We start from the raw sequence: 24,200 nt of genomic DNA on the forward strand, positions 1-24,200 counted from the left end.
AAAATCGAGTTATCATCTGGTTGGCGGCAATTTGGCCGCCAACACGGAAAGGATAACTTATGTCGTTAGCCGATCTGTGCTTGATCCTGGGCATGCTCTTTGCCTTCGCGACTTTGGTCGTGAAGGTCATCGAAGTAGCGCGTAAGGATTAGAGTGCACGGGCGGGGCTCGGTTGACAGGCCGGGTCCCAAACGATGGCATCGTAAATGCTTGAGCCCCGGCCGTGACAGCGGCCGGGGCTCACACAGAAAGGGCGCTTATGTCGTCGCCGTCTCGATACATACCGTATTTGAGCGAAAATTCAAGATCGCTTACAGTACTTCGAACAGGCCAGCCGCGCCCTGGCCGCCGCCGATGCACATCGTGACGACGACATGCTTGGCGCCGCGGCGCTTGCCTTCGATCAGCGCGTGGCCGGTCGCGCGCGCGCCGGTCATGCCGTAGGGATGGCCGATCGAGATCGCGCCGCCCGAGACGTTGAGCAGCTCGTCCGGGATGCCCAGCTTGTCGCGGCAATACAGCACCTGCACGGCGAACGCTTCGTTCAATTCCCACAGGCCGATATCGTCCATCTTCAGGCCGAAACGCTTGAGCAGCAAGGGGATGGCGACGACCGGGCCGATGCCCATCTCGTCCGGCTCGGTGCCGCCGACCGCCATGCCGATATAGCGGCCGAGCGGTTGAAGGCCACGCTGTTCGGCGAGCTTCTCTTCCATCAGCACGCTGGCCGACGAGCCGTCCGACAACTGCGAGGCGTTGCCCGCGGTGATCGTGAAGTCCGGGCCCATCACGGGCTTGAGCGACTGGAGACCCTCCAGCGTGGTGTCGGCGCGATTGCCTTCGTCCTTGGAGATGGTGATCTCCTTGTAGGTGACCTCCTTGGTCTCCTTGTTGGTGATCGACATATTGGCGGTGACCGGCACGATCTCCTTGTCGTAATAGCCGGCGGCCTGTGCAGCAGCGGTGCGCTGCTGCGACTGGAGCGCATAAGCGTCCATCACGTCGCGGCTGATGCCGTAGCGCTTGGCGACGACTTCGGCGGTCTGCAGCATCGGCATATAGACGTCGCGGTGCATCGCGATCAGTTCGGGATCGGGCGCGACGCGCATCTGCGGAGTCTGCACCAGGCTGATGCTCTCGACACCGCCACCGATGGTGATGTCCATATTGTCGGTGATGATCTGCTTGGCCGCGGTGGCGATGGCCATCAGGCCGGAAGCGCATTGGCGATCCACCGACATGCCGGCGACGCTGACGGGCAGACCGGCGCGGAGCAGCGATGTGCGGGCGATGTTGCCGGCCTGGTGGCCCTGCTGCAGCGCGCAGCCGAACACCACGTCATCGACTTGCGCGCCATCGATTCCGGCGCGCTCGACGGCGGCCTTGATCGAATGCGACGCAAGGGTGGGGGCTGGGGTGTTATTGAATGCGCCACGATAGGCGCGGCCGATCGGGGTGCGGGCGGTGGAAACGATGACGGCTGAACGCATGGTTGGGCCTTTCTAGCTCCCCTCCCGCTTGCGGGAGGGGCTGGGGGAGGGCGTGTGGAGGGGGCGCTGTGACAGGCCCTCCCCTAACCCCTCCCGCAAGCGGGAGGGGGACTTAAGCTCAAACGAAAATCTGGCTGATCCACTCGGCGATCATGGCGGGCTTGTCCTCGCCTTCGATCTCGACGGTGAACTCATTGGTCTGCTGCCACTGGCCCGGGCGCTTCTCGGTCAACTCGAGCAACTTGAAACGGCCGCGGACGCGCTTGCCCGAGCGCACCGGCTGCAGGAAGCGGACTTTGTTGCCGCCGTAATTGATCCCCATCTTCACGCCCTCGATGCTCACCGGATCGATGATCTTCGAGGACAGAAGCGGCATCAGCGACAGCGTGAGGAAGCCGTGCGCGATCGTGCCGCCGAACGGCGTCATCGCGGCCATGGCCGGATTGACGTGGATGAACTGGTGATCGCCGGTCGCATCGGCGAACTTGTCGATCATCTCCTGGCTCACCTCGACCCAATCGGACACCGTTTCGGTACCGACCCGAGCGGCCATTTCCTGTATGCTGATCGTCACCACGCAGCGTTCCTCCGTCTATGAATGTGAGGCGCAAATGGCACTGGCACAGCCACCACGCAAGTGCCGCTACCCTTACACTACCGACCGCAAGCTTGAAGGCGCGCGTTGCCGTAGCGTCGGTGAGGCGGACCCGACATTCGAAATTTTCCTGCGCTTGACCTGGTTGGTGCGCTGGGGCCTGATCCTCGCCGGGCGAATCGACTAAACCGGGGGTGAGGCATGCGAATTTTGGGCAAGGCGGGGACGCTGGCGTTCGTCGCGGCGGTTTTTGCCAGCACGCCGGTCGGCGCCAAACAGGAGGCACCCAGCGTCCCGCCGGCACTCGTGCAGTTCGAAAAGGGGCTGCACAAGCAAAGCGGCGACGTCGCGGTGCCCGGTGCGCGCGCCGTGCTGCATCTTGGGCAGGATTACTATTTCCTCGGGGCGGACGAGGCGAAGAAGGTGCTGACGGATGTGTGGGGCAACCCGCCCGATGCGGTGACGGACGTGCTCGGCCTGGTCCTGCCCAACGGCAAGACGGTGATCGACAATGTCTGGGGCGCGGTCGTCACTTACGAGGCGAGCGGCTATGTCGCTGACGACGACGCCAAGACCGCCGATTACGACAAGGTACTGGCCGATGTGCGCGCCGGCGAGGCGGAGCGCAATGAAGCGCGTGCCAAGGCGGGCTATCCGGCTTCGCACCTGGTCGGCTGGGCGCAGCCGCCGCGTTACGATGCGGCCAACCATGCGCTGATCTGGGCGCGCGACTTTCGCGTCGATGGCGACAAGGCGGATTCGCTCAATTACGATGTGCGGCTGCTTGGGCGGAACGGGGTGCTGAGCCTCAACATGGTGTCCGACATGGGGCATCTGGCCGAAGTGCGCGACGCGGCGGCGGGATTCGGCAAGGCGGCCGCCTTCGTGCCGGGGCAGGCCTATGCCGATTTCGATCCCAACATCGACAAGAAGGCCGAATATGGGCTGGCCGGGCTGGTCGCGGCGGGCGTCGGCGTGGCCGCGGCGAAGAAGCTGGGGTTCCTCGCGCTGGCCCCGGGCTTCGGCAAGAAGTTCATCGTGCTGCTGGTGCTGGCGGGCGGGGCGATCGGACGCTGGTTCATGAAGCTGATGGGCAAGAAGCAGGATCAGGATGTGATTTGAGTTCTCCAGTAGCTTCCGAAGCACTTTCCCCGGCGAAGGCCGGGGCCCAGTAGTGGAACGGATGATTGCAGCCGCTGCGCTACGTTACCCGGGACCCCATGACTGGGCCCCGGCCTTCGCCGGGGAAAGCGTTAAGGTTCAATTCTCGCTGCTGCCCTCGAAGCCCGGTACGTTCTCGGCCGAGGTGATCGCTTCGCGCTGTGGCGCGCCCGCGTCGCGCGCCGCTTTGCCGCGTGGCACGGCCTCGGCATAGGGCAGGATCATGCCGCCTTCGGGCGCGGCAGTGAAGGCGGTTTGGGTGGGGTAGGCAAATTCGAGGCCTTCTTCGTTGAAGCGCTTGATGATCGCCAGGCCCACTTTGTGGCGCGCGTCGAAGAACGGCTTGAACGCGGGGTCAAGCGAATCGAATTCCAAATCGAAATCGTAGCTGCTGGCGCCGAACTGCATGAAGCCGGCGCGGATGAACTTTTGACCGCAGCTTTCGACGATCTCCTGCAACATGCCGGGCAGCGCCTCCATCTTCTCGATCGGCGTCCATTGCACCAGCCCGAGCGTGAATTTGATGCGGCGATATTCCCGGCGCGTGTTGTTGAGAATCTCCTTATCGAGCAGATTCTTGTTCGAAATGATCCGCTCTTCGCCCGTCACGGCGCGGATCCGCGTTGATTTGAGGCCGATCGCTTCCACCGTACCGCCGCTGGTATCGTAGCTGACCACGTCGCCGCGGCGGAACGGGCGGTCGAAGATGATGGCGAGCGCGGCGAACAGATCGGCGAAAATGCCTTGCGCGGCGAGACCGATGGCTATGCCGCCGACGCCAAGCCCGGCAACCAGGCCGGTGACGTTGACGCCGAGATTGTCGAGCACGACGACCAGCGCGATCGCGAACAGCGCGAAGGTGACGAGCAGGCGGATGATGCCCATCGCGCTGCCCAGCGCCTCGCCGGAATAATTCTCCGCTTCAGTGCGGTGGCGCACGGCGCCGAGAATGATCTCGCGCGCCCAGATCGCCGCCTGAAACACGGTGGCGACGGTGAACAGGAAGTTGATCGTCGTGGAGACTTCGGCGGGCGCACCCGCATAGCCCTCGACCAGTTTCACCGCGACCATGACGATGAAGAAATTGCCTGTCTTGGCGATCGCCTTGCCGAACACGCTGCCCCAGCCGCCGGGGCCGGGGCCCTTGTGGCACAGCCGCTCGCCCAGCTTGCGCGCGGCGTGCAGCGCGAGAAAGATGCCGGTGCCGATCGCGCCGGCGATGATGATCTGTAGCCAGTGGGTTTCGAACCACAGGTAGCTGGCGTTGATGAGCGATTGCGCCTGCGTATCAAGATCGGCCTTGGGGATGATCGGCTTGGCCGCGGCGGCGGCGATGTTATTCGTCGTCATGAAATACCTTAGGCGGCCTTGGCGCGCTGCGCCGGCTTCACCGGATCGAGGAACGCGATCAACCCGCGCTCGGCGCGGGACAAATATTGCGTCTGTCGCGGCAGCTTGGCCGTCGTGCGAAACTTGCTTTGGCCTTGTTTGACCAAAGCGAGCAAGGCGGGATGGACATAGGATTTGCGCGCGATGGCGGGGGTATTGCCGAGCGCTTCGGTGACGGGCTCGAGCAGTTGCTTGAGCGTCAGATCATGATCGGCGGCCACCAATGTCTCGAACGCGATGACGCTCGCGCTCCACGTGCGGAAATGCTTTGCAGTGAATTCGCCGCCCGTTGCCTCGCGGATATAATCGTTGACGTCGGACGAGGTTACCGGGTGCGTGCCGCCGGCCGCATCGACCCAGCTGAACAGATGTTGGCAATCGAGATCGGAGCATTTCTTGACGAAACGGCTCAGCGACCGATCGGTGATCGTCAGCATGCGCATCTTGCCGGATTTGGCCTTGTATTGCAGCTTGATCGTCTGGCCGCGGAGTTTGGCGTGCTGTTTGCGCAAGGTTGTCGCGCCGTAGCTCTCATTTTCCTTGACGTACCCCTCATTGCCGATGCGGACATGGCCGAGATCGAGCAGCCGGACGATCGCGGCGACCGCCTCGGCCTTGCCCAGGCCGGAGCGTTTGAGATCCTGATCGACGCGGGCCCGTAGTTTAGGCAGTGCGCGGCCGAACGGTGCGCACTTATCGTATTTGGCGCTTTCCTGCTTCTCGCGAAAACCGAGATGATAGCGATATTGTTTGCGGCCCTTCTCGTCCCAGCCGACGGCCTGGATATGGCCGTTATGCTTGGGGCAGAACCACGCGTCGCGATAGGCGGGGGGCAGGCCGATGGCGTTGAGACGATCGATCTCGTCGCGATCGGTGATGCGCGCGCCATCGGCGTGGAAATAGCCCCAGCCGTGCTTCATCTTCTTGCGGGTGATGCCGGGGTCGGCGTCGTCGTGATAAATGATCCTGGCGCTCATTGGGTGGCAAATGCGCAAGGGCGGGGGTTCGTTCCTTATTCCTCCCCGGCACGGGGAGGGGAACCATTCGCTTCTTCAGCGAATGGTGGAGGGGGTGGGCCGTCAACGCTACGGTTGCGTTGCCGGCCCACCCCCTCCGTCAGCCTTCGGCTGCCACCTCCCCGTGCCGGGGAGGAACTTTTTATTCACCCACCGCTGCGCCGGCCGCTCGACACCGTGATACAAGGCAATCGAACTGAGCAGCACGAGCAGCAGAAAGAGGACGATCAGTGGCAGTGAAACGTTGCGGGGATCGCTGATGAAGACGAGCTTGAACACCACCCACAGCATGAAATGACCAAGATAGGTCGCGTAGGAAATCTCGCCGAGATAGTGCAGCGCCGGCAGGTCGAGGGGGTTGTGTTTCATACCCGCGGTGAGCGCGAGCAGCAGCAGCAGGGCGGCAAACAAGGCGGGCACGACGAGCGTCTCGGCCAAGCCAAGCAACCACAGCATGGCGATGCAGGCGGCGGCCAAAGCGGCGAAGGCGGCGGGGATGGCGGGCGCGTCCTTCCATCGTACCCACAAGGCGCAGATCGCGGTGCCGGCAGCGAATTCGACCAGACAGCGCAGCAGCCCGAGGCGGGGTATGGCACCGTTGAGCGTGATCGCCCCGAAGCTTGCCATGATGAGGTGAAGCAACCCGCACAACATCGCGATCGATGTCACGACGGCCCAGCTCGGCCAGCGCCGCCAGTCGACCGCGAGGGCAAGCAGCGGGAACAGCAGATAGGCGCCGAACTCCGCGCTGATCGACCAGCTTGGATCGTTCCAGGTCAGCCGCTCGGTAAAGCCCCAATTCTGCAGCAGCTGGATGTGCAGCGGCAACTGAGCGAAGGGATAATTGTCCGGCTCGGCGCGGCCGGTGGCGACCAACGTCAGCGCGAGCAGGACGGTCAGCGCCAGCATGACGAGATGCAGTGGCCAGATCCGCGCGATCCGCTTGCGCAGGAAACCGGGCACCGCGCGCCAGCGCTCGCGGTGCAGGCGGTCGCCCCAGCTGAGCCAGATGACGAAACCGGACAGCAGGAAGAAGAAATCGACCGCGAGATAGCCCTTGGCGAGCAGTCCGCGCGCGCTGTCCGGTAGTCCGGCGATCGCAAAGCGGATGTGAAACAGGACGACGAACCACGCTGCAATGCCGCGCACCGAGGTCAGCGCACGCAGTTCCGGACCGCGATGCATGTCGGCGGAAGCGGCTTCAGGCATCGGGCGTATCGGGCCCCGTTCCGCTCGTGCTTTCCTCGTCGAGATCGGGCCGGCGCAGCAATATCCAGGCAGCAAGCAGCATCAGGCCGTGGCTGATGGCGAGCGCGAGGTTGTCGATCATGGCGGCGGGGTCCGGACAATGGTTGCGTCTGCTGGTTACTGCCAGCGGGTTGACGTGCCGTTAAACACTGCCATGGCAAAGCGGTTGCACCATGCGCATTCTCCATATCCTCGATCACGGCCTGCCACTGCAGAGCGGCTATACCTTCCGGACGCGGGCGATCCTGAAGGCGCAGATGCGGCGCGGGTGGCACGTCGCCGCGGTGACCGGGCCCCGGCACGGCGCCAGCGACGATGAAATTATTGAAGTCGATGGGATCGAGTTCCACCGGACCGCGCCGGGTCGCGCCTTGCCTAGCCCGATTGGCGAACTGGCCGAGATCGCGCGCTTTGCGCGGCGCATCGACCGCGCCGTCGAAAATTTCCGCCCCGATATCCTGCATGCCCATTCGCCCGTTCTCGACGCGCTCGCCGCATTGCGGGTGGCTAAGAAGCACGACCTGCCGCTGCTCTACGAGATTCGCGCCTTTTGGGAGGATGCTGCGGTCGGCAACGGGACCGGCACGGAGGGTTCGCTGACCTATCGCGCGACTCGCGCGCTGGAGACCTGGGCGGTGGGCAAGGTGGATGCCGTGGCGGTGATCTGCGACGGGCTAGGCCAGGATTTGATCGCGCGCGGGCTATCGGCGGACAAGATCTTCGTGTCGCCCAACGGCGTCGACCTGACCGTGTTTGGGGCGCCGCTCGAGCATGACGCGCCGCTCGCCGCATCGCTAGGCTTGCAGGACGCCGACGTGATCGGGTTCATCGGCAGCTTCTACGATTATGAAGGACTCGACGATCTGATCGCGGCGATGCCGTTGCTCGTCGCGGCGCGACCTAAGGCGCATCTCGTATTGGTCGGCGGCGGCCCGATGGAAGCGGCGTTGCGCGCGCAGGCCGCCGCGTCGCCGGTCGCGTCGCACATCAGGTTTATCGGCCGCGTGCCGCATACCGAGGTCGATCGCTATTACAGCGTGATCGACGTGTTGGCTTATCCGCGCAAGCGCATGCGGCTGACCGATCTGGTCACGCCGCTCAAGCCGCTGGAAGCGATGGCGCAGCGCCGGCTGGTCGCGGCTTCCGACGTGGGCGGGCATCGCGAACTGATTCGGGACGGCGAAACCGGCACCTTGTTTCCGCCCGACGATCCCGCGGCCATGGCGGCCGCGCTCACGCAATTGCTGGCCGACCGCCATCTTTGGGACGCGCGGCGGGCCAAGGGGCGGGCGTTTGTTGAAAAAGAGCGCAATTGGTCGGTCAATGTCGCGCGTTACGCGCCTGTTTACCAAAAACTCATCGACGCTCGTGTATTGCCAGACTCATGGTCGCGATCCCCCGTAAACGCTTAACCGTCCCACTCGCTCCGCTGATCGCGGGCGTGCTGGCGGCGTTCGTCGCCCTTGTCGTCGCTGTGTTGCCGGCCGACCTGCTCGGCCGTCTCGTGCTCGGCAGTGGCATTGCCGCAGTGGTGCCGGCAGCCGAGCCGCCGCTTGGCGCCACGGCACGCGCGGCGCTGATCCTGATCGGTGGCGGTGGCATCGGGCTGGTGGCCTGGTTTGCCGTGTTCCTGATGATCGGCACGCGCTCGATCGTGCTGTCAGGCCGTGGCGACGCGGCGGACGCCGTGCCCGTGCTGCGCCGCGCCGATGCGCATCCCGACGCGCCGCCGCGCCGGCCGCTGTTCGCGACGCAGGATCTGGGCACGCCGTTTCTCGATGTCCGCGCGCCGGTGCAAGACGTGGTGGAGCATATGGCAACGCCCGCGACGCTCGAACGCGATCTGCCGGCCGATCTCGACCAGCCGCTGTCGGCCTTCGATCCGGCGGCCATCCCCCATACGCCGATCGCCCCAAGCGCGCCGATTGCCCCCATGGCGGCGCCCGGACCGCTGCCGTTGCGGCGGCCGCAAATGTTTGACGAACGGGAGCGGTTCGAGACGTTCGCGCTGACGCCGATCGTTCGCGAGGCCGAGCCTGCGCCTGAGCCAGCGTTTGCCGCGACACCGATCCGGCCCGTCGCGCCGGTGCGGGCCGAATTCGATCCCTCGGCCAGCATTCATGCTTTGCTCGACCGGTTGGAGAAGGGTGTCACCAGCCGCGCGCCGAGCCCGCGCGTGGCGCGCGAGGAAAGCCTGCAGGAATCGCTGGCCTCGCTGCGCAAGCTGGCGACCAACCGCTAGCGCCCAGGGATGCGGTTCCCCTGCACAAGCAGGGGCCCAGGGTTTAAAGCGCAGCATTGGTGGCTCTGGACCCCTGCTTGCGCAGGGGAACCGTGCCTTATCGAGCCAAATCCTCCAGGGTCAGCGCTTCGATCTCGATCGTCACGAGCGCCGGCGTGCGGTGCAGCCCTGCTACGACGATGTCCGCCAGCAAATGTCCGCGGATCGGCAGGTCGGCTTCCGGCAAATCCGACAGCCAACGGTCTAGCGCCGGGCCGGGCAACGCGGTCCAGCGCAGCGCATGACGCGCGCCAGTGAAGGTCGCGCTTGCCCAGCGCACCCAATCGGCATCGACGATTTCGAGCGGGCAGCCGGCACGGCACGAAGCACGGTACAGCGCGCGCACTAGCAAGGTGCCGGCATCGGGGCCGCGGCTCATCGCACCAGGCTCGCGGCGATGAACGCCTCGATTCGCGCCGAAACGCGTCGGCCGGTTTCGCGCCCGGCGCGCAGATCACGCACCAAGCGCGGATCGTTGATCGCCAGCCGCCCGAACTTGGTTTCTGGCATCGCGGTTACGCGCAAATAGCGCTCAATCTTGTGCAGCATCGTCATCATCACCCTCCGAGTCCCGGCTTCTGTTCCTGATCTGTTCCCTCATTTCCAACTTGTCTAGGAAATTTCCTATGGATATGATCGGGCATGGAACAGTCGGACCCGCGCAATGTGCTCGAGCAATTGGCCGGCGCGCGGGGTGAGAGCCTTGCCGCGCTGTCACGGCTGATCCGGCGCAACGACGCCTATCTCCAGCAGTTCGTGAAACGCGGCACGCCGCGGGTGTTGGCCGAGCGCGACCGCAAACTGCTCGCCGCCTATCTCGGGCTGGACGAGGCAGTGCTGGGTGGCCCGGTGGCCGACCCGCGCGCGCCGGTGATCGGCGTGCGGTTGCTCGACGTGGCTGCGTCGGCTGGGCCCGGTCGGCTGGTCGAGGAGGAGCGCGCGACGGCCACGCTGCCGTTCGATCGGGGGATGCTCGAACGGCTCGGCATCCGTTCCACCCGGCTAGCGATGCTGGCGGCGGATGGCGATTCGATGGCACCGCTGATCGCGCATGACGACCAGATCATGGTCGACGAGGCGGATACGCGGATCGACCCGCGCGGCGGCGTCTACGTCATCCGGTTGGACGGGGTATTGATGGTCAAGCGCGTTTCACGGGTCGGGGATCAGGTGCTTGTCGTCAGCGACAATCCCGCGTTTCCGGCGATCGGCGCGCAGGCGGTTGGCGACGTGGAAGTGCTGGGCCGGGTGGTATGGTTATCGAGAGCGCTGCGCTGAGCGATCCCTCACCGTTATGCTGACACGAGTTCAGGATGACGGAATGGGCTAGCGCCGGCGGTCGATCAGCCAGATCGCGATGGCCATGCCGGCGCCGGCGGCGGCGCCGATCAGGAAGCCGAGCGTCGCTTGCTCAAGGAACGAGCCGAGGCCTGCGCCGAGCATTGCCCCGACCGCGATGAGGAAGCCGCCGGCCATCGAATTGCGCGAGGATGTTGGGGGTGGGGAAGCCATGCCGCTTCCTGCCATGGACCGGCGCACTACGCCAGCGTGCCGCGACCGGACCGGGCGGTGGCATCCGCCAGACCGGCGCGTTGCGACCGACCCGGTCGTTTTATCGACCATCGGCGGCGATTAGGCCGCGCCGGGCCTGTCGCCGGGGCATCAGCCGGGCTAGGACGATCGACATGCTTGTTTCTGCCGGGCGTGGTGCGATGTGCTGCACCGCCGCACTCCTTCTCGCCGCCACGGCCCCGATCGCGCTTGCGCAGCAGAATGCTGAGCAGGACACGCCCGATCTGACGGCGCTCGATCCCAACGCGCCGCTGGCGCCGCTGCCCGATCTCGGCGTCGAGTGGCCCGATCTGTCGGCGCTGCCGGCCGAGCAGGTTGATCCGGCCGCGCAGATCGAAGTCAGCGGCGAGACGCGCTACACCGTCGCCGTGGCGGGGATCGACGCGGTGGCCACGCCGCTGCTGCGCCAGCGCTTCGACGAACTGTCGACGCTGAAGACCAATCAAGGCCAACCGGCCAATGCCGCGCAGCTCGATCGGCGCGGGCGCGAGGATGCCGAGCTGCTCACCGGGCTGCTGCGCGCGGAGGGCTATTACGATGCCCGCGTCACGCCGCGGATCGCGCCGCAAAATGGGCGGCCGTTGGTCACGCTCGAGGCGGATCCGGGCGTGCTGTACAAATTCGCCGGCGTGACGCTGAACGGCCTCGCCGCGGCGGGGGACAAGAGCGCGGGGCTGCAAAGCGCGTTCGGGGTGAAGCCCGAGGATGCGGTGAATGCGGATACGATCGTCGCTGGTCAGGCCAAATTGCGCACCACGATCGGGGAAGAAGGCTTTCCGTTCGCCAAAATTGGCGAGCCCGAGATCGTGGTGGACCGTGCGACGCGCACCGCGACGCTCGACCTGAAGGTCGATCCCGGCGGCGCGCGGCGCTTCGGCCAGATCACCAGCCCACCCAACAAGGTGTTCGGCCCGCGGCATATGCAGGATATCGCGCGCTTCCGGCCGGGCGACGTCTACACCGAATCGGCGGTCAGCGATCTGCGCCGTGCATTGATCCAGACCGGGCTCGTCTCCACGCTGGATCTCAAACCGGTCGAGGGGCAGGCGCCGGGGACGGTGGATCTCGCGGTGACGGTCGAGCCCGCGCCGCCGCGCACGGTGGCGGCGGAACTTGGCTACGGCACGGGCGAGGGCGCGCGCGCGGAATTGAGCTGGACGCATCGCAACCTGTTCCCGCCCGAAGGCGGGCTCACCGCGCGCGGCGTGCTGGGCACGCGCGAGCAGCTCGCCAGCCTGGTGTTCCGGCGCAACAATTTTCATGCGCGCGATCGCGTGCTCACCGTGCAGGCCGTGGCGTCGAACCTCGACCGCGAAGCCTATCAAGCGACGACCTTCTCGCTGCAGGGCTCGCTAGAGCGGCAGACCAACATCTTCTTCCAGAAGACCTGGACCTGGTCGTTGGGGGCGGAGCTGACCGCGTCGGACGAGCGCGACGTGATCGTTTCAACCGGCGCGCCCCGGCGCCGCACCTTCTTCATCGGCGCGCTGCCGACCAGCCTGAGTTATGACGGGTCCGACGATCTGCTCAACCCGACGCGCGGCTTCCGGCTGAGCGGACGGCTGTCGCCGGAACTGTCGCTGCAGGGCAGCGCATTCGGTTATGCCCGCGTCCAGCTCGATGGCAGCAAATATCAGTCGATCGGCGACAACGTGGTGCTGGCCGGGCGCGTGCGGCTGGGGACGATCGCCGGCGCGCCGCGCGATGCGGTGGCGCCGTCGCGGCGCTTCTACGCCGGCGGTGGCGCGTCGGTGCGTGGCTATGGCTATCAGGAGATCGGGCCTCGCGATCCCAATAACGATCCGATCGGCGGGCGCAGCCTGACCGAGTTCGCGTTCGAGGCGCGGATCAAGGCGTTCGGCAATTTCGGCATCGTGCCGTTCCTCGATGGCGGCAATATCTACACCTCGCCGCTGCCCAAATTTAGCCAGTTCCGCTTCGGCACCGGGCTTGGTGTGCGCTATTATTCGAACTTCGGCCCGATCCGCGTCGATGTCGGCACGCCGATCAACCCGCAGGCCGGCGATGCGCGGATCGCGGTGTACGTGTCGCTGGGGCAGGCGTTTTGAGCGACGAGCCGGCTCCGGTCGTGCGGCGGCGTCCGTGGTGGCGCTGGCTGGTGCTGGGGCTGGTGGGCATCGTCGCGGCGCTGGCGGCGGTGCTGTTCGTGCTCGACACGAGCATCGGGCATCGCTGGATCGCCAACCAGATCGCCGCGCAGCGCCCGTCCAACGGCTTGCGCTACAGCGTCGGGCGGATCGACGGATCGGTCTATTCGGATGCGGTGCTGATCGATGTGCGCGTGCGCGATCCGCGTGGGCTGGTGTTTGCCGCGCCGCGCGCGGAACTGGGCTGGAACCCGTTCGCGTGGATCCACAATAAGCTCGACATCAAGCGGCTGATTATCCCGCAGGCGACGTTCTTGCGCTCGCCCGAGACGATCAGGACCGGGCGCAAGACGCCGATCCTGCCGGATTTCGACATCGCCATCGGCGAATTGCGCGTCGATCGGCTGACCATCGGGACGACGGGCAAGGTGCGCACCGCGCGGCTGCGCGGGCGCGCCGATATCCGTTCGGGCCGGGCGATGATCGATCTCGCGGCGGTGGTGCAGGGCAGCGACACGCTGGCCGTGAAGCTGGATGTCGCGCCGGATCGCGATCGTTTCGAGGCGATGGTCCGCGCGCGCGGGACGGCCGACGGGGTGATGGCGGCGCTTTCCGGATTAAGGCGGCCGATTGCGCTGGACGTCACCGGCACTGGACGGTGGAGCGCGTGGAGTGGCGCTGCGCAGGCCGAAATCGGCGGTGTCCGGGCGCTCGATCTGCAGCTGGGCAATAAGAGTGGCGCCTATACGCTGAACGGCACCTTGGTGCCGGCGCCGTTGACCAAGGGCAAGGTCATGCGGCTGACGTCGCCGCGGGTGCTGGTCGATGGCAGCGCGTCGTTTGCCAATCGGCGGCTGGACGGGGTGCTCAAGCTACGCTCGGCGGCGTTGGCCGTCGACACGACCGGCGTGATCGATCTGGGGCAGAATGCCTTCCGCAACGTGCGCATCCTGGCGCGCTTGCTGAAGCCGGCGGCGCTGTTTCCGAACATGACCGGGCGAGGGGTCGAGTTGCGCGCGATCCTCGACGGGGCGTTCGCCACGGCCGCGTTCGATTATCGGCTGACCGCGCAGCGCGCCGCGTTCGACGATACCGGGTTCGAGGCGGTGCGCGCGGGCGGCAAGGGACGTTTTTCCACGGCGCCCGTCAGCGTGCCGATCAGGCTCGTCGCGGCGCGCGTCACCGGGGTCGGCGATGTCGCCGGCGGTATCCTGCGCAACCTGAGCGTGGAGGGCGTGCTCAAGGTGACCGCCCAAACGCTGATCGGGAACGATCTGCGGTTGCGCTCGGATAAGCTCACCGGGCGGATCAACCTGATCCTGGATCTGAAAACCGGGCGCTACGAGGTCGGGCTCAACGGCGCGCTGGGGCGGTACCTGATCCCGGGGCTCGGCATCGTCGATGTCACGACCAAGTTGCAGGTCGTGCCAGGGCCGAACGGCAAGGGCACCCGCGTCGTCGGCACCGGCGTCGCGCAGATGGTGCGGCTCGACAACGCCTTTTTCCGCTCGCTGGCTGGCGGCTTGCCGCGCATCGTTACCGGGCTGGAGCGAACTCCGGACGGCATATTGCATCTGAAGGGTCTGGTGCTGACCGCGCGCGATATTCGCATCACCGGCAACGGCTATCGCCGGCGCGATGGCACGTTCCACTTCGAGGGTAGCGGGCAGCAGGCAAGATATGGGCCGCTGACGCTGAAGCTGGACGGCAAGATCGATCGGCCAACGCTCGATCTGGTGTTCGCGCGGCCCAATGAGACCATGGGATTGCGCAACGTGATCGCGCATCTCGATCCCAACGCCGCCGGCTTCGCCTTTACCGCGCAGGGCGGCTCGCGGCTCGGGCCGTTCAGCGGCAACGGACAGATCCTGTTGCCGCGCGGTGGCGCGGCGACGATCGATATCGCGCGGCTGGATGTCAGCGGTACCAGCGCCACGGGTGCACTGGATGTGGTGGACGGCGGGTTTAGCGGGCAGCTGGCCGTCGCCGGCGGCGGGCTGACCGGCGAATTGCTGTTCCGCCCGGTCGGCGACGTGCAACGCATCGAGGCGCATCTGGCGTTGGCCAATGCGCGGCTCGACGCGGTGACGCTGCGGCGTGGGCAGCTTGATATGGTCGCCTTGCTCGATCCGGCCGGCACCTCGATCGAGGCGACAGCGACCGGCGCGGGGCTGAGGCGCGGTGGGCTGACGATCGGGCGGTTTGCCGGCAATGCCACGTTGCGGGGCGGCGTGGGCAAGATCACCGCGTCGATCGCCGGCTCGCGCGGCCGGGCGTTCGACATCCAGTCGGTCACCGAAGTGACCCCGGACAGCTATAGCGTGTCGGCGCAGGGGACACTCGACCGCCGCCCGCTCAAATTGCTGACTCCGGCCGTGTTCACGCGCGACGGAGCGGGCTGGCGGCTGGCACCGACCAAGTTGAGCTTCGCGGGCGGCGAGGCGCAGGTGGGGGGGCTATTCACCAGCACGTCGAGCGCGATCGAGGCCAGCGTGTCGCGCATGCCGCTGGCGATCCTCGATATCGGCTATCCCGGGCTGGGATTGGGCGGGAATGCTTCGGGCAAGCTGTCCTTCGCGCAAGGCGAGGGTCAGGCGCCGACCGGGCGGATCGACATGACCGTGCGCGGCCTGTCGCGCTCCGGGCTGGTGCTGTCGTCGCAACCGATCGACGTCGGCATCGCCGCGGTGTTGCAGACCGACAAAGCGGTGGCGCGCGCGGTGATGGCGAGCGGCGGCAAGACGGTGGGGCGGGCTCAAGCGCGGCTGATGCCGCTCGGCGGCGGCGATCTTGCCAGCCGGTTGAGCAGCGCCGCCGTGTTCGGTCAGCTGCGCTATAACGGCCCGGCCGATACGTTGTGGCGGTTGACCGGGATCGAACTGTTCGACCTGACCGGGCCGGTGGCGATCGCCGCCGATGTCGGCGGCCGCGCGGACAATCCGCAGATCCGCGGCGTGGTGCGGGCAAGCGGCGCGCGCATCGAGAGTGCGGTGACCGGCACCGTGCTGACCAATGTGCAGGCGAGCGGGCAGTTCAGCGGATCGCGGCTGCGCATCGCCAATTTCACCGCCGATGCAGGCAAGGGCAAAGTCACCGGCAGCGGCGCCTTCGATCTGTCCGCGGCGAACGGCTTCGGCATCGATCTCAAGGTGCAGGCGCGCAACGCGGCGTTGATCAACCGAGACGATATCGCCGCCTCGGTGACCGGGCCATTGAGCTTCACCTCGGACGGGGAGGGCGGTCTTATCTCGGGCGACGTGACGCTGGATTACAGCAGCTATCGCCTGGGCAAAGCGAGCGCCGCGAGCGCGGTGCCACGGCTCAACATCCGCGAGGTCAACGTGCCCGATGGCGGCGACGAAGATGACGCCCCACGCAAACCCTGGCGGCTCGACATCCATGCCCGCGCGCCGACCAATCTGCGCGTCACCGGGCTCGGGCTGTCGAGCGAATGGTCGACCGATCTCAAGATCGGCGGCGTGCCGGAAAACCCGGTGATCACCGGGCGCGCCGATCTGATCCGTGGCGACTATGAATTTTCCGGGCGCGAGTTCGATCTGGAACGCGGCGTGATCCTGTTCGACGGATCGGTGCCGGCGAACCCGTCGCTCGACATTGCCGCCAATGCCGATGCGACCGGGCTCAATGCGACGATCCGGGTGACCGGCTATGCGCTCAAACCCGAGATCAGCTTTTCCAGCGTGCCGGCCTTGCCGGAGGACGAATTGCTCTCGCGGCTGCTGTTCGGCACCTCGATCACAAATCTGTCGGCGCCCGAGGCGCTGCAGCTGGCAGCGGCAGTGGCGGCGTTGCAGAACGGCAATGGCGGGCTGAACCCGATCAATGCGGTGCGCCGCGCCGCAGGGCTCGATCGGCTGCGTATCCTGCCGGCCGATCCACAGACCGGGCAAGGCACGTCGGTCGCGGCGGGGAAATATATCACCCGGCGCCTGTTTGCGGAGATCGTGACCGACGGCCAGGGCTATTCCGCGACGCAGGTGGAGTTCCAGGTGACGCGCTGGTTGTCGCTATTGTCGAGCATTTCGACCTTGGGCCGGCAGAGCGCCAACGTGCGCGTGTCGAAGGATTACTAGCCTGCCGTCATCCCGGACTTGGTCCGGGATCCAATCAGCCGCTTGGGCGGTGTTCGATTGGCTGACGCAACGCTTGCCGCGCGTTGGATCCCGGACCAAGTCCGGGATGACAGTGTGGGTCAGGCCGCCGCCCTACGCCGCCAAAAGTGCAGCCCCACCACAACCACCGCGGCCACGGCCAGCACCCCAAACACCACCTGCTCGGCCGATTTGATTCGCCCGAACAACCGTTCGATCCCGTTGGGACATAACCGATGCCGGTGAACAGGCACGCCCATACCGCCGCCGCGAGCAGGTTGAGCGCGGCGAAGTTGCGCGTGCGGATGGCGGTGGTGCCGATCGCCATCGGCGCAACCGTGCGCAGGCCGTAGAGAAAGCGGAAGCCGAACACGAACACCGTCGGGTGGCGCTCGAACGCGGCGAGCGCCTTGGCGAAGGCGGGGCGGGCCTCGGCACGTTTGACGCGCGGATGTTCGCGAAAGTACCGCCCGAAGGCGAAAAAGGCCTGATCGGCGACGAACGAGCCCGCGGCGGCGGCAATCGCCACGCCGGCGACGGGCAGCAGGCCGTTATGCGCCAGCACGCCGCCGGTGATGACCATCGTCTCCCCCTCGATGCCGGCGCCGAGGAACACGGCGGCGAGGCCGTAGCGGGCGATGAGCAGTTCGATCGACATCCAGCGACCGTGGCGCTGTTCGCGCGGTTTCGCCAGTGGCGTTAGAGCGTGGCGCGCACTGCCATGGCCAGTCGCGCCGGCAGCGCGGGCTCGAGATGCGGGTAGAGATCGGGCTCGATCGCCTCGACCTCGATCAGCGCCAGGCTGTCGTCGGCAAGACGCAGCAGATCGACGCGGGCGTAGAGTGGCGTGGCGGGAAGTGCGGCGATCACTGCTTGGGCCTGCGCCAGTTGCGCGGCATCGGGCGCGAAGCGCGTGAGCACGCCGCCAAATTGCGGCTGGATGCGAAAGTCGCCGGCGGCGGCGACCTTGCGCACGGCGTGGCTGAGCGTGCCGCCGACGAACAGGAAGGAGAGTTCGCCTTCGGCGCAGACCGAGGCGACGAACGGCTGAAGGATGGCGTCGTCGAACGGGACGATGGAGTCGCCGCGTTTGACCCGCAGCGTGCTGTGGCTGCCGGCGGAAATCTGCGGTTTGATCACCAGTTCGTCGGTGCCGAACGTGTCGAAGGCGGCGGCGATGCTGGCCGCATCGGCACGGCCGAACAGGCTCGGCACGATCGGGATGCCGGCCGCTTCCAGCTCGGCGAGATAGGTCTTGCGCGTGTTCCAGCCGAGCAGCGCTGGCGGATTGAGCAACAAGCGGTCCGCCGGCCACGCCGCCAGCATGTCCCGCCAGCGCTCGACTTGGAAATGATAGCCCCAGGCGAACAGCGCCAGCGTGACGTCCGCGTCGCCCGGCCCGACATCCCACGGGCGGGCCGCGATCGTCATGCCCTGGTCGGCGAACGCGGCGCGGTAGGCATCGAGGCCCCGCGCCGCGTCCGCAGTATAGGCATCGCCCGTCGCGGGCATCAGCACCTCGACGGCGATGCTCATGCTCAGGCCGGTTCGCCGACGATCGTCTTCAGCTCCATGAAGTCGGTCAGGCCATATTTGCCGCCCTCGCGGCCGTTGCCCGATTGTTTGTAGCCGCCGAACGGTGTGCCGCCACCACCGGCCCACGAATTGATCGTGACCAGGCCGGCGCGCAGCTTCGGCGCGACTTTCGCCGCCGCCGCCGGATCGCCGGAGATCGTCGCCGACAGGCCATAGACCGTGTCATTGGCCATCTCGATCGCCTGATCGGCGTCGTCATAGCTGCTGATCGTGGCGACCGGGCCGAACGTTTCCTCGCGGTAGATGCGCATCTCGGGTGTCACGTCGGCGAGCAGCGTGGGCTTGACGAAGAAGCCCGCATTGCGGCCGTCGGGGCGGCCGGTGCCGCCGGTCACCAGCGTAGCGCCTTCGTCGATCGCCGACTGGATCAGATCCTGGATCTTCTCGAACTGCGCCTTGTTGACCACCGGACCGATATGCGCGCCCATCACGCTGGCGGCGTCGACCTTGGTCGCCTCCATCATCCCTTTGACGACGGCCGTGGCGTCGGCGACCTGGCTGGCGTGCACCAGCAGGCGGGTCGGGGCGATGCAGCTCTGCCCGGAATTGGCCAGCACGCCGGCGATCGTCGGCGGCAGCACGGTAGCGAGATCGGCGCCCTCGAGCACCAGGTTGGGCGCCTTGCCGCCCAGTTCCTGGTGCACGCGCTTGACCGTCGCGGCGGCGGCGGTGGCCACCGCGATGCCGGCGCGGGTCGAGCCGGTGAAACTGACCATGTCGACATCCTTATGGGTCGACAGCGCCGCGCCGACGCCCGGTCCGTCGCCATTGACAAGGTTGAACACGCCGGCGGGCACCCCGGCCTTGTCCATGATTTCGGCCAAAATCACCGCGCAGCCCGGCGCTTCCTCGGACGGCTTGAGGATCATCGTATCGCCGACCGCGAGCGCGGGGGCGACCTTGGCGCAGATCTGGTTGAGCGGCCAGTTCCACGGCGTGATCATCGCCACCACGCCGAGCGGCTCGTGCACGACTCGGTTCTTGCCCACGGCTTCGGAGAATTCGAATTCCTGCAGCGCCTTCAGCGTGCCGAGGAAATAGCCCAGCCCGGCGGGCGCCTGGGCGGCATTGGCAAAGCCGATCGGCGCGCCCATTTCCTCGCTGGTCGCCGCCGCAAGATCGGGCATGCGCGTCTTATATTCTTCGATCACCCGGCCAAGCAGCGCGATGCGCTCCTCCACCGAAGTTTGCGAATAGCTGGCAAAGGCCTTTTTCGCGGCCGCCACGGCCTTATCGACATCGGCCTGGCTGCCGAGCGTGATCTCGCTGACCGGTTGTTCGGTCGAGGGATCGATCACCGCGTGGCGCGTGCCGCCCTCGCTCTCGACCCATGTGCCGTCGATATACTGTTTCAGATAGCTTTTCATCATCGCCTCCTCGTCTTTTTGAATATCCGGTACGCGGTTGCCGCCGTGATGGCGCGGCCGGCGAAGCGTTGCAACCTGAAACGCAAGCGCTACGATCGGGCGGTGGATTCAGGAGACCGAGACATGACGCGCGCCGCCCAGATCACCCGCACCGGCGGCCCCGAGGTGATCGAGTGGATCGACCTCAACCTGCCTAATCCCGGGCCCGGCGAGGTCAGGATGCGCAATACCGCCGTCGGGCTCAATTATATCGACACCTATTATCGCACCGGCCTGTACCCGACGACGCTGCCGAGCGGGTTGGGGTCGGAAGCGGTCGGCATCGTCGAGTCGCTGGGCGAGGGCGTGACCGGGCTGGCGATCGGCGACCGAGTCGGCACGTTCGGGCCGGGGCTGGGCGCCTATGCCACCGCGCGCAACGTTCCGGCGAGCACGCTGCTGCCATTGCCCGACGACATGGATGACCGCACCGCCGCCGCGATCCTTCTCAAGGGCTGCACCGCCGAATTCCTGATCGAGCGCTGCGCCAAGGTACAGGCCGGGCAGACCGTATTGGTCCATGCCGCGGCAGGCGGGGTGGGGCATCTGCTGGTCGGATGGCTGAAGGCGATCGGCGCGACGGTGATCGGCACTGCCGGCAGCGAGGAGAAAGCCGCGCAGGCGCGTGCGGCCGGAGCGGATCATGTCATCCTGCACAAGAGCGAGGATATCGCGCGCCGTGTGCGCGAAATCACCTCGGGCGCGGGCGTGCCGGTAATTCTGGACGGGATCGGCAAAGCGACCTGGGCGGCCTCGCTAGACAGCGCGGCGCGGCGCGGGCTGATCGTCAGCTATGGCAATGCCGGCGGCGCGGTGGACGGGGTCGCGCTAGGCGTGCTGGCGGCCAAGGGATCGTTGTTCGTGTCGCGGCCCACGCTGTTCCATTATTACGTGACGGCGGAGGAGCGCGCGGCGGGGGTGGCGCGGTTGTTCGAGATGCTGCGCAACGGTGCGATCGTGCCGGAAATCGGGCAGACCTTTGCGCTCGAAGATGCGTCTGCGGCGCACCGCGCGCTGGAGGCGGGGGAGACGCGGGGGGCTACGGTGCTGGTGGTGTGAGGGGGCCGGCCGGCCGGCCCCCTGACGGGTTAGCCGGCGACTGGCTGCAACGGGCTCGCGTCGATCTGCGCGGGCTGTTGGAAACGGAACTCGCCGTCTTCATCCATCACGCGCAATTGACCATCTTCGAGCGCGAAATACGATCCGTGCAGCGCCAGTTTCCCTTCGGCGATGGCCTTCTGCACGAAGGGAAAGCTTTGGAGGTTGGTCAGCGAGGTGCGCACGGCTTCATATTCCATCTCGCGCGTGGCTTCGGGGCGATCGCCGCAGCGGTCTTTCACCTTGATCCGCGCATCGTCGAGGATGCTCACCCAACTGGCGATGAAACCGCCTTCGCCCGGCTCGGCATCGCGGAACGCGCCGCTCAGTGCCGCATTGCAGCCGCCGCAGGCGCCGTGCCCCATAACGACGATTTCTTCCACTTGGAGCTTGGTGACAGCAAATTCCAACGCGGCCGAGACCCCGTGGAAACCCGCACGGGTTTCAAACGGCGGTACCAACGCCGCGACGTTGCGCACCACGAAAATCTCACCGGGCAGGGTATCGAAGATCTGCGAGGGTTCGACGCGGCTGTCGGAACAGGCGATCACCATCACCTTGGGGCTCTGCCCCTCGCGTAACTCCAGCCACCGGTCGCGCTGGCGGCGTAGATCGGAGGTGCGGAAGCGATGATATCCTTCCACGAGATCGGCAAAATAGGTCATCAGTTACTCCTCAGAATAGACGACACAGCTTCGGTCACGTCGAAGTCGTCGCCATGGGCATCGTTTCAACCTGCTCGGGCCGCTGCTGTGTTCATCACAAGATTGGACCCGCCGACAGATAGTGGCTGCGCGGCCAATGTTGGTGTCGGAATTGTGTCAAATCATGTATCCGCGCCAATAGGCTGATAGTGGGTAACGCCTTCCCAGCGGTTGGCCGCCAGCGGGCAGATCGACTTGGCGCTCCTGCCCTATCGTGACAGCATGCGCTGAGCGAAATTGGAGGGCCCACGCCATGTCGCGCGCGCAGCGCCTGCTGGATCTGATCCACATCCTACGCCAGCATCGGCGCGCGGTGACGGGGGCCGTGCTGGCCGAGGAACTCGGCATATCCTTGCGCACGCTCTATCGCGATATCGAGACGTTGAAGGCGCAAGGGGCGCATATCGCCGGCGAGGCGGGGGTGGGTTACGTGCTTCGCCCGGGCTTCATGCTGCCGCCGCTGATGTTTTCCGAAGAGGAGATCGAGGCGCTGGTGCTCGGATCGCGCGGGTGTCGGAACGCGCGGACGGATCGTTGGGCAAGGCCGCGCGGGGCGTGCTGGCCAAGATCGGCGCGGTGTTGCCGGACGATCTGAAGGACAATATCGCCGCGTCCGGCCTGCTCATCGGGCCGGGCGAACCGATCGCAGCCGGCGATGCCGAACTGGTGGCGATCCGCCAGGCGATCCGCACCGAGCGCGCGATGCACATCGCCTATGCCGACGAACGCGGCAGCGCCACCGAGCGGACCGTCTGGCCGGTCGCCCTGGCCTTTTTCGATCGTACGCGGGTCGTTGTCGCGTGGTGCGAATTCCGCCAGGGCTATCGCCATTTCAGGACCGATCGCATCACGGCGCTGAACGTCTCCTCCACGCGCTATCCGCGGCGACGCGCCGCGTTGCTCAAGGAATGGCACACGCTACAAGGCGTGCCCGAGCAATGACTGCTGCCATAAACTGACAGCACGACATCGTATCACCTGCCAGCGGCGCCCGACCTAGCGGTCGCCGCTTGAGGGAGAATTCCGATGCCAGATTTCAGCTTTCTGTTGCTGCATGTCGCAGACGATGCTGCGAGCGCCACCTTCTACAACGACCTGTTAGGCGTACCGATCGTCGAGCAAAAGCCGGGCTTCGCCATGCTGCCACTGCGCGATGGAGTGATGCTCGGTTTGTGGGCACGCGAGACGGTGGAACCGGCAAGTTCGGGACAATCGGGGGCCAGCGAAATCGCCTTCGCCGTGGCGGATGCGCCGGCCGTCGAGGCGCTCCATGCCGCCTGGGCCGGACGGGGCCTGCCGATCCTGCAAGTGCCCACGCGGATGAGCTTCGGCATGACTTTCGTCGCGCATGATCCCGATGGGCATCGGCTGCGGGTGTTCGCACCGGGGACGTGAGGGCGGCTGCCGGGACTGGGAACGAGCGGAAATGCCGGGTCCAATTGGTTGACTACGCAACGTCTCGTATGTTCGCGATTGCGGATTTGCACCGAACGCGTAGGTTGGAGCTGGGTCGCCCTAGTACAAAATTGACCATTTTTGACAGGGGAACTTCGATGCACCGTATTAAACTCGCGTTGATTGGACTTATCTTCACGGCCTCGGCGCCGGCTTTCGCCGCCAGCCCCTTCGATGGTACTTGGAAGGTCGACACCAGTACTGCCAAGCTATCCACCAAGCCGGATACATTCGTGACGAAGGATGGCGTGTACGACTGCACCTCATGTACGCCGCCTTATAGGATCGCGGCCGATGGAAAAGTGCATCCCGTCTCCGGTCGCGATTATTGGGATGCGGCATCCGTTGCGGTGGTCGATGCCACGACATTGCAATGGGCGCGCTATCGTAAAGGGGCTGCGATCAGCACCGCCAAGGTCGCGCTATCGCCCGATGGCAATATGCTGACTTTTACGTCCGTCTCGGCCGACAATGCTCTGGGCAAGTCGATGACCAGTTCCAGCAAGTCCAAACGCGTCGGGCCGGCGCCGGCGGGCGCGCATGCCACCAGCGGATCCTGGCTCGCCATCAACGATGGCGCTCAGATCGCGGAAGAGAGCCTGACGGCGACGATGAGCATGGCGGACGACGTGGTGACGATGGTGCTGGGTACCGGTGAGCGGTATACCGCCAAGCTGGGCGGCCCGCAGGTGCCGTTTGTTGGTGATAAGGCAGGCGCGATGGTGGCCTTGACCAAGGCCGGGTCTGGTTTCGTCGAAACCGATTATGTCGGCGGCAAGGCGATCGGGACCTACACGTACACGCCGGTCGATGCGACGACGATGACGATGACCGCGGTCAATTTGAAATCGGGCACGACCGAGGAATTCACGCTGAAGAAGCAGTAGGTTTCGAGCGCGAGCGTGCGCAATGCCTATGCTGAAAAAGGGCGCCCGGAGTGATCCGGACGCCCTTTCTTGTTGGCAGCGC

Annotated in this window: 25 protein-coding genes; 12 read left to right on the forward strand and 13 right to left on the reverse strand. The window is 66.0% G+C overall.

Annotated elements, in window-relative coordinates; genetic code table 11:
* Positions 1 to 311: 311 nt before the first annotated feature.
* Together U1739_RS15435 and U1739_RS15440 are read right to left on the reverse strand one after the other, a co-directional pair.
* Positions 312 to 1,490 carry an acetyl-CoA C-acyltransferase gene (locus U1739_RS15435; RefSeq protein ID WP_332709461.1) on the reverse strand — a complete coding sequence of 393 codons (1,179 nt, stop codon included), beginning with the start codon at positions 1,488 to 1,490 and terminating at the stop codon, positions 312 to 314.
* Positions 1,491 to 1,608: 118 nt separating this feature from the next.
* Positions 1,609 to 2,043 carry a MaoC family dehydratase gene (locus U1739_RS15440; protein WP_332709526.1) on the reverse strand — a complete coding sequence of 145 codons (435 nt, stop codon included), beginning with the start codon at positions 2,041 to 2,043 and terminating at the stop codon, positions 1,609 to 1,611.
* A 7-nt stretch (positions 2,044 to 2,050) separates the two neighbouring features.
* Between U1739_RS15440 and U1739_RS15445 the strand changes: the two genes are divergently transcribed.
* Positions 2,051 to 2,272 carry a hypothetical protein gene (locus U1739_RS15445; protein ID WP_332709462.1) on the forward strand — a complete coding sequence of 74 codons (222 nt, stop codon included), beginning with the start codon at positions 2,051 to 2,053 and terminating at the stop codon, positions 2,270 to 2,272.
* Between the two features lie 14 nt (positions 2,273 to 2,286).
* Positions 2,287 to 3,207: a DUF2167 domain-containing protein gene (locus tag U1739_RS15450; RefSeq protein WP_332709463.1), complete on the forward strand. Its 921-nt coding sequence runs from the start codon at positions 2,287 to 2,289 to the stop codon at positions 3,205 to 3,207.
* 138 nt (positions 3,208 to 3,345) lie between these two features.
* Here U1739_RS15450 and U1739_RS15455 read toward each other — a convergent pair whose 3' ends face one another.
* The 4 genes from U1739_RS15455 to U1739_RS15470 form a co-directional block, all read right to left on the reverse strand.
* On the reverse strand, positions 3,346 to 4,596 hold the full coding sequence (locus U1739_RS15455) for a mechanosensitive ion channel family protein (protein ID WP_332709464.1): 1,251 nt from the start codon (positions 4,594 to 4,596) through the stop codon (positions 3,346 to 3,348).
* Positions 4,597 to 4,604: 8 nt separating this feature from the next.
* Complete coding sequence (locus U1739_RS15460; protein ID WP_332709465.1) at positions 4,605 to 5,612, reverse strand: DNA topoisomerase IB; 1,008 nt, start codon at positions 5,610 to 5,612, stop codon at positions 4,605 to 4,607.
* A gap of 108 nt (positions 5,613 to 5,720) precedes the next feature.
* Complete coding sequence (locus tag U1739_RS15465) at positions 5,721 to 6,860, reverse strand: acyltransferase family protein (RefSeq protein WP_332709466.1); 1,140 nt, start codon at positions 6,858 to 6,860, stop codon at positions 5,721 to 5,723.
* A complete protein-coding gene (locus U1739_RS15470; protein ID WP_332709467.1) occupies positions 6,853 to 6,981 on the reverse strand; it encodes a hypothetical protein in 129 nt (42 codons plus the stop codon). Before U1739_RS15470 ends, U1739_RS15465 begins: the two co-directional genes overlap by 8 nt.
* A 91-nt stretch (positions 6,982 to 7,072) precedes the next feature.
* Here U1739_RS15470 and U1739_RS15475 point away from each other — a divergent pair, with 91 nt between their 5' ends.
* Together U1739_RS15475 and U1739_RS15480 are read left to right on the forward strand one after the other, a co-directional pair.
* On the forward strand, positions 7,073 to 8,311 hold the full coding sequence (locus U1739_RS15475) for a TIGR04063 family PEP-CTERM/XrtA system glycosyltransferase (protein WP_332709468.1): 1,239 nt from the start codon (positions 7,073 to 7,075) through the stop codon (positions 8,309 to 8,311).
* Complete coding sequence (locus U1739_RS15480) at positions 8,284 to 9,141, forward strand: hypothetical protein (RefSeq protein WP_332709469.1); 858 nt, start codon at positions 8,284 to 8,286, stop codon at positions 9,139 to 9,141. Before U1739_RS15475 ends, U1739_RS15480 begins: the two co-directional genes overlap by 28 nt.
* A gap of 97 nt (positions 9,142 to 9,238) precedes the next feature.
* On the opposite strand, the gene U1739_RS15485 is transcribed toward U1739_RS15480, so the two are convergent.
* Positions 9,239 to 9,559, reverse strand: a complete 321-nt coding sequence (locus U1739_RS15485) for a hypothetical protein (protein WP_332709470.1) — start codon at positions 9,557 to 9,559, stop codon at positions 9,239 to 9,241.
* Positions 9,556 to 9,735: a hypothetical protein gene (locus tag U1739_RS15490; protein WP_332709471.1), complete on the reverse strand. Its 180-nt coding sequence runs from the start codon at positions 9,733 to 9,735 to the stop codon at positions 9,556 to 9,558. Before U1739_RS15490 ends, U1739_RS15485 begins: the two co-directional genes overlap by 4 nt.
* Positions 9,736 to 9,822: 87 nt before the next feature.
* On the opposite strand from U1739_RS15490, the gene U1739_RS15495 reads away from it, so the two are divergent.
* Entirely contained in the window at positions 9,823 to 10,458 is a 636-nt protein-coding gene (locus U1739_RS15495) for a S24 family peptidase (protein WP_332709472.1), read from the forward strand.
* Between the two features lie 48 nt (positions 10,459 to 10,506).
* Here U1739_RS15495 and U1739_RS15500 read toward each other — a convergent pair whose 3' ends face one another.
* Positions 10,507 to 10,692 (reverse strand): hypothetical protein, encoded by a 186-nt coding sequence (locus U1739_RS15500; protein WP_332709473.1) that lies wholly within the window; start codon positions 10,690 to 10,692, stop codon positions 10,507 to 10,509.
* Between the two features lie 173 nt (positions 10,693 to 10,865).
* Here U1739_RS15500 and U1739_RS15505 point away from each other — a divergent pair, with 173 nt between their 5' ends.
* Both U1739_RS15505 and U1739_RS15510 read left to right on the forward strand, forming a co-directional pair.
* Positions 10,866 to 12,821 carry an autotransporter assembly complex protein TamA gene (locus U1739_RS15505; protein ID WP_332709474.1) on the forward strand — a complete coding sequence of 652 codons (1,956 nt, stop codon included), beginning with the start codon at positions 10,866 to 10,868 and terminating at the stop codon, positions 12,819 to 12,821.
* Positions 12,818 to 16,954 carry a translocation/assembly module TamB domain-containing protein gene (locus tag U1739_RS15510; RefSeq protein WP_332709475.1) on the forward strand — a complete coding sequence of 1,379 codons (4,137 nt, stop codon included), beginning with the start codon at positions 12,818 to 12,820 and terminating at the stop codon, positions 16,952 to 16,954. Before U1739_RS15505 ends, U1739_RS15510 begins: the two co-directional genes overlap by 4 nt.
* A gap of 34 nt (positions 16,955 to 16,988) precedes the next feature.
* Here the strand turns inward: U1739_RS15510 and U1739_RS15515 are convergent, their stop codons facing one another.
* Genes U1739_RS15515 through U1739_RS15525 form a run of 3 tightly spaced genes read right to left on the reverse strand, consistent with a single transcriptional unit; the run spans position 16,989 to position 19,935 of the window.
* Positions 16,989 to 17,630, reverse strand: a complete 642-nt coding sequence (locus U1739_RS15515) for a DedA family protein (protein WP_332709476.1) — start codon at positions 17,628 to 17,630, stop codon at positions 16,989 to 16,991.
* 41 nt (positions 17,631 to 17,671) lie between these two features.
* Positions 17,672 to 18,508, reverse strand: a complete 837-nt coding sequence (locus U1739_RS15520; protein ID WP_332709477.1) for an ATP-grasp domain-containing protein — start codon at positions 18,506 to 18,508, stop codon at positions 17,672 to 17,674.
* A gap of 2 nt (positions 18,509 to 18,510) precedes the next feature.
* Complete coding sequence (locus U1739_RS15525) at positions 18,511 to 19,935, reverse strand: aldehyde dehydrogenase family protein (protein ID WP_332709478.1); 1,425 nt, start codon at positions 19,933 to 19,935, stop codon at positions 18,511 to 18,513.
* Between the two features lie 123 nt (positions 19,936 to 20,058).
* Here U1739_RS15525 and U1739_RS15530 point away from each other — a divergent pair, with 123 nt between their 5' ends.
* Positions 20,059 to 21,033 carry a quinone oxidoreductase family protein gene (locus tag U1739_RS15530; RefSeq protein WP_332709479.1) on the forward strand — a complete coding sequence of 325 codons (975 nt, stop codon included), beginning with the start codon at positions 20,059 to 20,061 and terminating at the stop codon, positions 21,031 to 21,033.
* 29 nt (positions 21,034 to 21,062) lie between these two features.
* Here the strand turns inward: U1739_RS15530 and U1739_RS15535 are convergent, their stop codons facing one another.
* A complete protein-coding gene (locus tag U1739_RS15535; RefSeq protein WP_332709480.1) occupies positions 21,063 to 21,737 on the reverse strand; it encodes a carbonic anhydrase in 675 nt (224 codons plus the stop codon).
* Between the two features lie 292 nt (positions 21,738 to 22,029).
* On the opposite strand from U1739_RS15535, the gene U1739_RS15540 reads away from it, so the two are divergent.
* The 4 genes from U1739_RS15540 (at position 22,030) to U1739_RS15555 (ending at position 24,118) form a co-directional block, all read left to right on the forward strand.
* Positions 22,030 to 22,371, forward strand: a complete 342-nt coding sequence (locus U1739_RS15540; RefSeq protein WP_332709481.1) for a helix-turn-helix transcriptional regulator — start codon at positions 22,030 to 22,032, stop codon at positions 22,369 to 22,371.
* Complete coding sequence (locus tag U1739_RS15545) at positions 22,332 to 22,718, forward strand: helix-turn-helix transcriptional regulator (protein WP_332709482.1); 387 nt, start codon at positions 22,332 to 22,334, stop codon at positions 22,716 to 22,718. The genes U1739_RS15540 and U1739_RS15545 overlap by 40 nt, the downstream gene beginning before the upstream one ends.
* 84 nt (positions 22,719 to 22,802) lie before the next feature.
* Positions 22,803 to 23,171 carry a VOC family protein gene (locus U1739_RS15550; protein ID WP_332709483.1) on the forward strand — a complete coding sequence of 123 codons (369 nt, stop codon included), beginning with the start codon at positions 22,803 to 22,805 and terminating at the stop codon, positions 23,169 to 23,171.
* 158 nt (positions 23,172 to 23,329) lie between these two features.
* Positions 23,330 to 24,118, forward strand: coding sequence for a hypothetical protein (locus tag U1739_RS15555; protein ID WP_332709484.1), 789 nt, complete (start codon positions 23,330 to 23,332; stop codon positions 24,116 to 24,118).
* The last annotated feature ends 82 nt before the right edge of the window (positions 24,119 to 24,200 follow it).

It is taken from the genome of Parasphingomonas puruogangriensis (assembly GCF_036663635.1).
In the GTDB taxonomy this organism is placed as follows: domain Bacteria; phylum Pseudomonadota; class Alphaproteobacteria; order Sphingomonadales; family Sphingomonadaceae; genus Sphingomonas.

Coding starts and splice junctions, on each gene's coding strand:
- U1739_RS15530 (WP_332709479.1), top strand. CDS start 20,059: ATGACGCGCGCCGCCCAGATCACCCGCACCGGCGGCCCCGAGGTGATC.
- U1739_RS15515 (WP_332709476.1), bottom strand. CDS start 17,630: ATGTCGATCGAACTGCTCATCGCCCGCTACGGCCTCGCCGCCGTGTTC.
- U1739_RS15465 (WP_332709466.1), bottom strand. CDS start 6,860: ATGCCTGAAGCCGCTTCCGCCGACATGCATCGCGGTCCGGAACTGCGT.
- U1739_RS15535 (WP_332709480.1), bottom strand. CDS start 21,737: ATGACCTATTTTGCCGATCTCGTGGAAGGATATCATCGCTTCCGCACC.
- U1739_RS15435 (WP_332709461.1), bottom strand. CDS start 1,490: ATGCGTTCAGCCGTCATCGTTTCCACCGCCCGCACCCCGATCGGCCGC.
- U1739_RS15525 (WP_332709478.1), bottom strand. CDS start 19,935: ATGAAAAGCTATCTGAAACAGTATATCGACGGCACATGGGTCGAGAGC.
- U1739_RS15495 (WP_332709472.1), top strand. CDS start 9,823: ATGGAACAGTCGGACCCGCGCAATGTGCTCGAGCAATTGGCCGGCGCG.
- U1739_RS15505 (WP_332709474.1), top strand. CDS start 10,866: ATGCTTGTTTCTGCCGGGCGTGGTGCGATGTGCTGCACCGCCGCACTC.
- U1739_RS15490 (WP_332709471.1), bottom strand. CDS start 9,735: ATGACGATGCTGCACAAGATTGAGCGCTATTTGCGCGTAACCGCGATG.
- U1739_RS15500 (WP_332709473.1), bottom strand. CDS start 10,692: ATGGCTTCCCCACCCCCAACATCCTCGCGCAATTCGATGGCCGGCGGC.
- U1739_RS15485 (WP_332709470.1), bottom strand. CDS start 9,559: ATGAGCCGCGGCCCCGATGCCGGCACCTTGCTAGTGCGCGCGCTGTAC.
- U1739_RS15470 (WP_332709467.1), bottom strand. CDS start 6,981: ATGATCGACAACCTCGCGCTCGCCATCAGCCACGGCCTGATGCTGCTT.
- U1739_RS15520 (WP_332709477.1), bottom strand. CDS start 18,508: ATGAGCATCGCCGTCGAGGTGCTGATGCCCGCGACGGGCGATGCCTAT.
- U1739_RS15480 (WP_332709469.1), top strand. CDS start 8,284: ATGGTCGCGATCCCCCGTAAACGCTTAACCGTCCCACTCGCTCCGCTG.
- U1739_RS15445 (WP_332709462.1), top strand. CDS start 2,051: ATGCTGATCGTCACCACGCAGCGTTCCTCCGTCTATGAATGTGAGGCG.
- U1739_RS15450 (WP_332709463.1), top strand. CDS start 2,287: ATGCGAATTTTGGGCAAGGCGGGGACGCTGGCGTTCGTCGCGGCGGTT.
- U1739_RS15550 (WP_332709483.1), top strand. CDS start 22,803: ATGCCAGATTTCAGCTTTCTGTTGCTGCATGTCGCAGACGATGCTGCG.
- U1739_RS15555 (WP_332709484.1), top strand. CDS start 23,330: ATGCACCGTATTAAACTCGCGTTGATTGGACTTATCTTCACGGCCTCG.
- U1739_RS15475 (WP_332709468.1), top strand. CDS start 7,073: ATGCGCATTCTCCATATCCTCGATCACGGCCTGCCACTGCAGAGCGGC.
- U1739_RS15540 (WP_332709481.1), top strand. CDS start 22,030: ATGTCGCGCGCGCAGCGCCTGCTGGATCTGATCCACATCCTACGCCAG.
- U1739_RS15460 (WP_332709465.1), bottom strand. CDS start 5,612: ATGAGCGCCAGGATCATTTATCACGACGACGCCGACCCCGGCATCACC.
- U1739_RS15455 (WP_332709464.1), bottom strand. CDS start 4,596: ATGACGACGAATAACATCGCCGCCGCCGCGGCCAAGCCGATCATCCCC.
- U1739_RS15440 (WP_332709526.1), bottom strand. CDS start 2,043: ATGGCCGCTCGGGTCGGTACCGAAACGGTGTCCGATTGGGTCGAGGTG.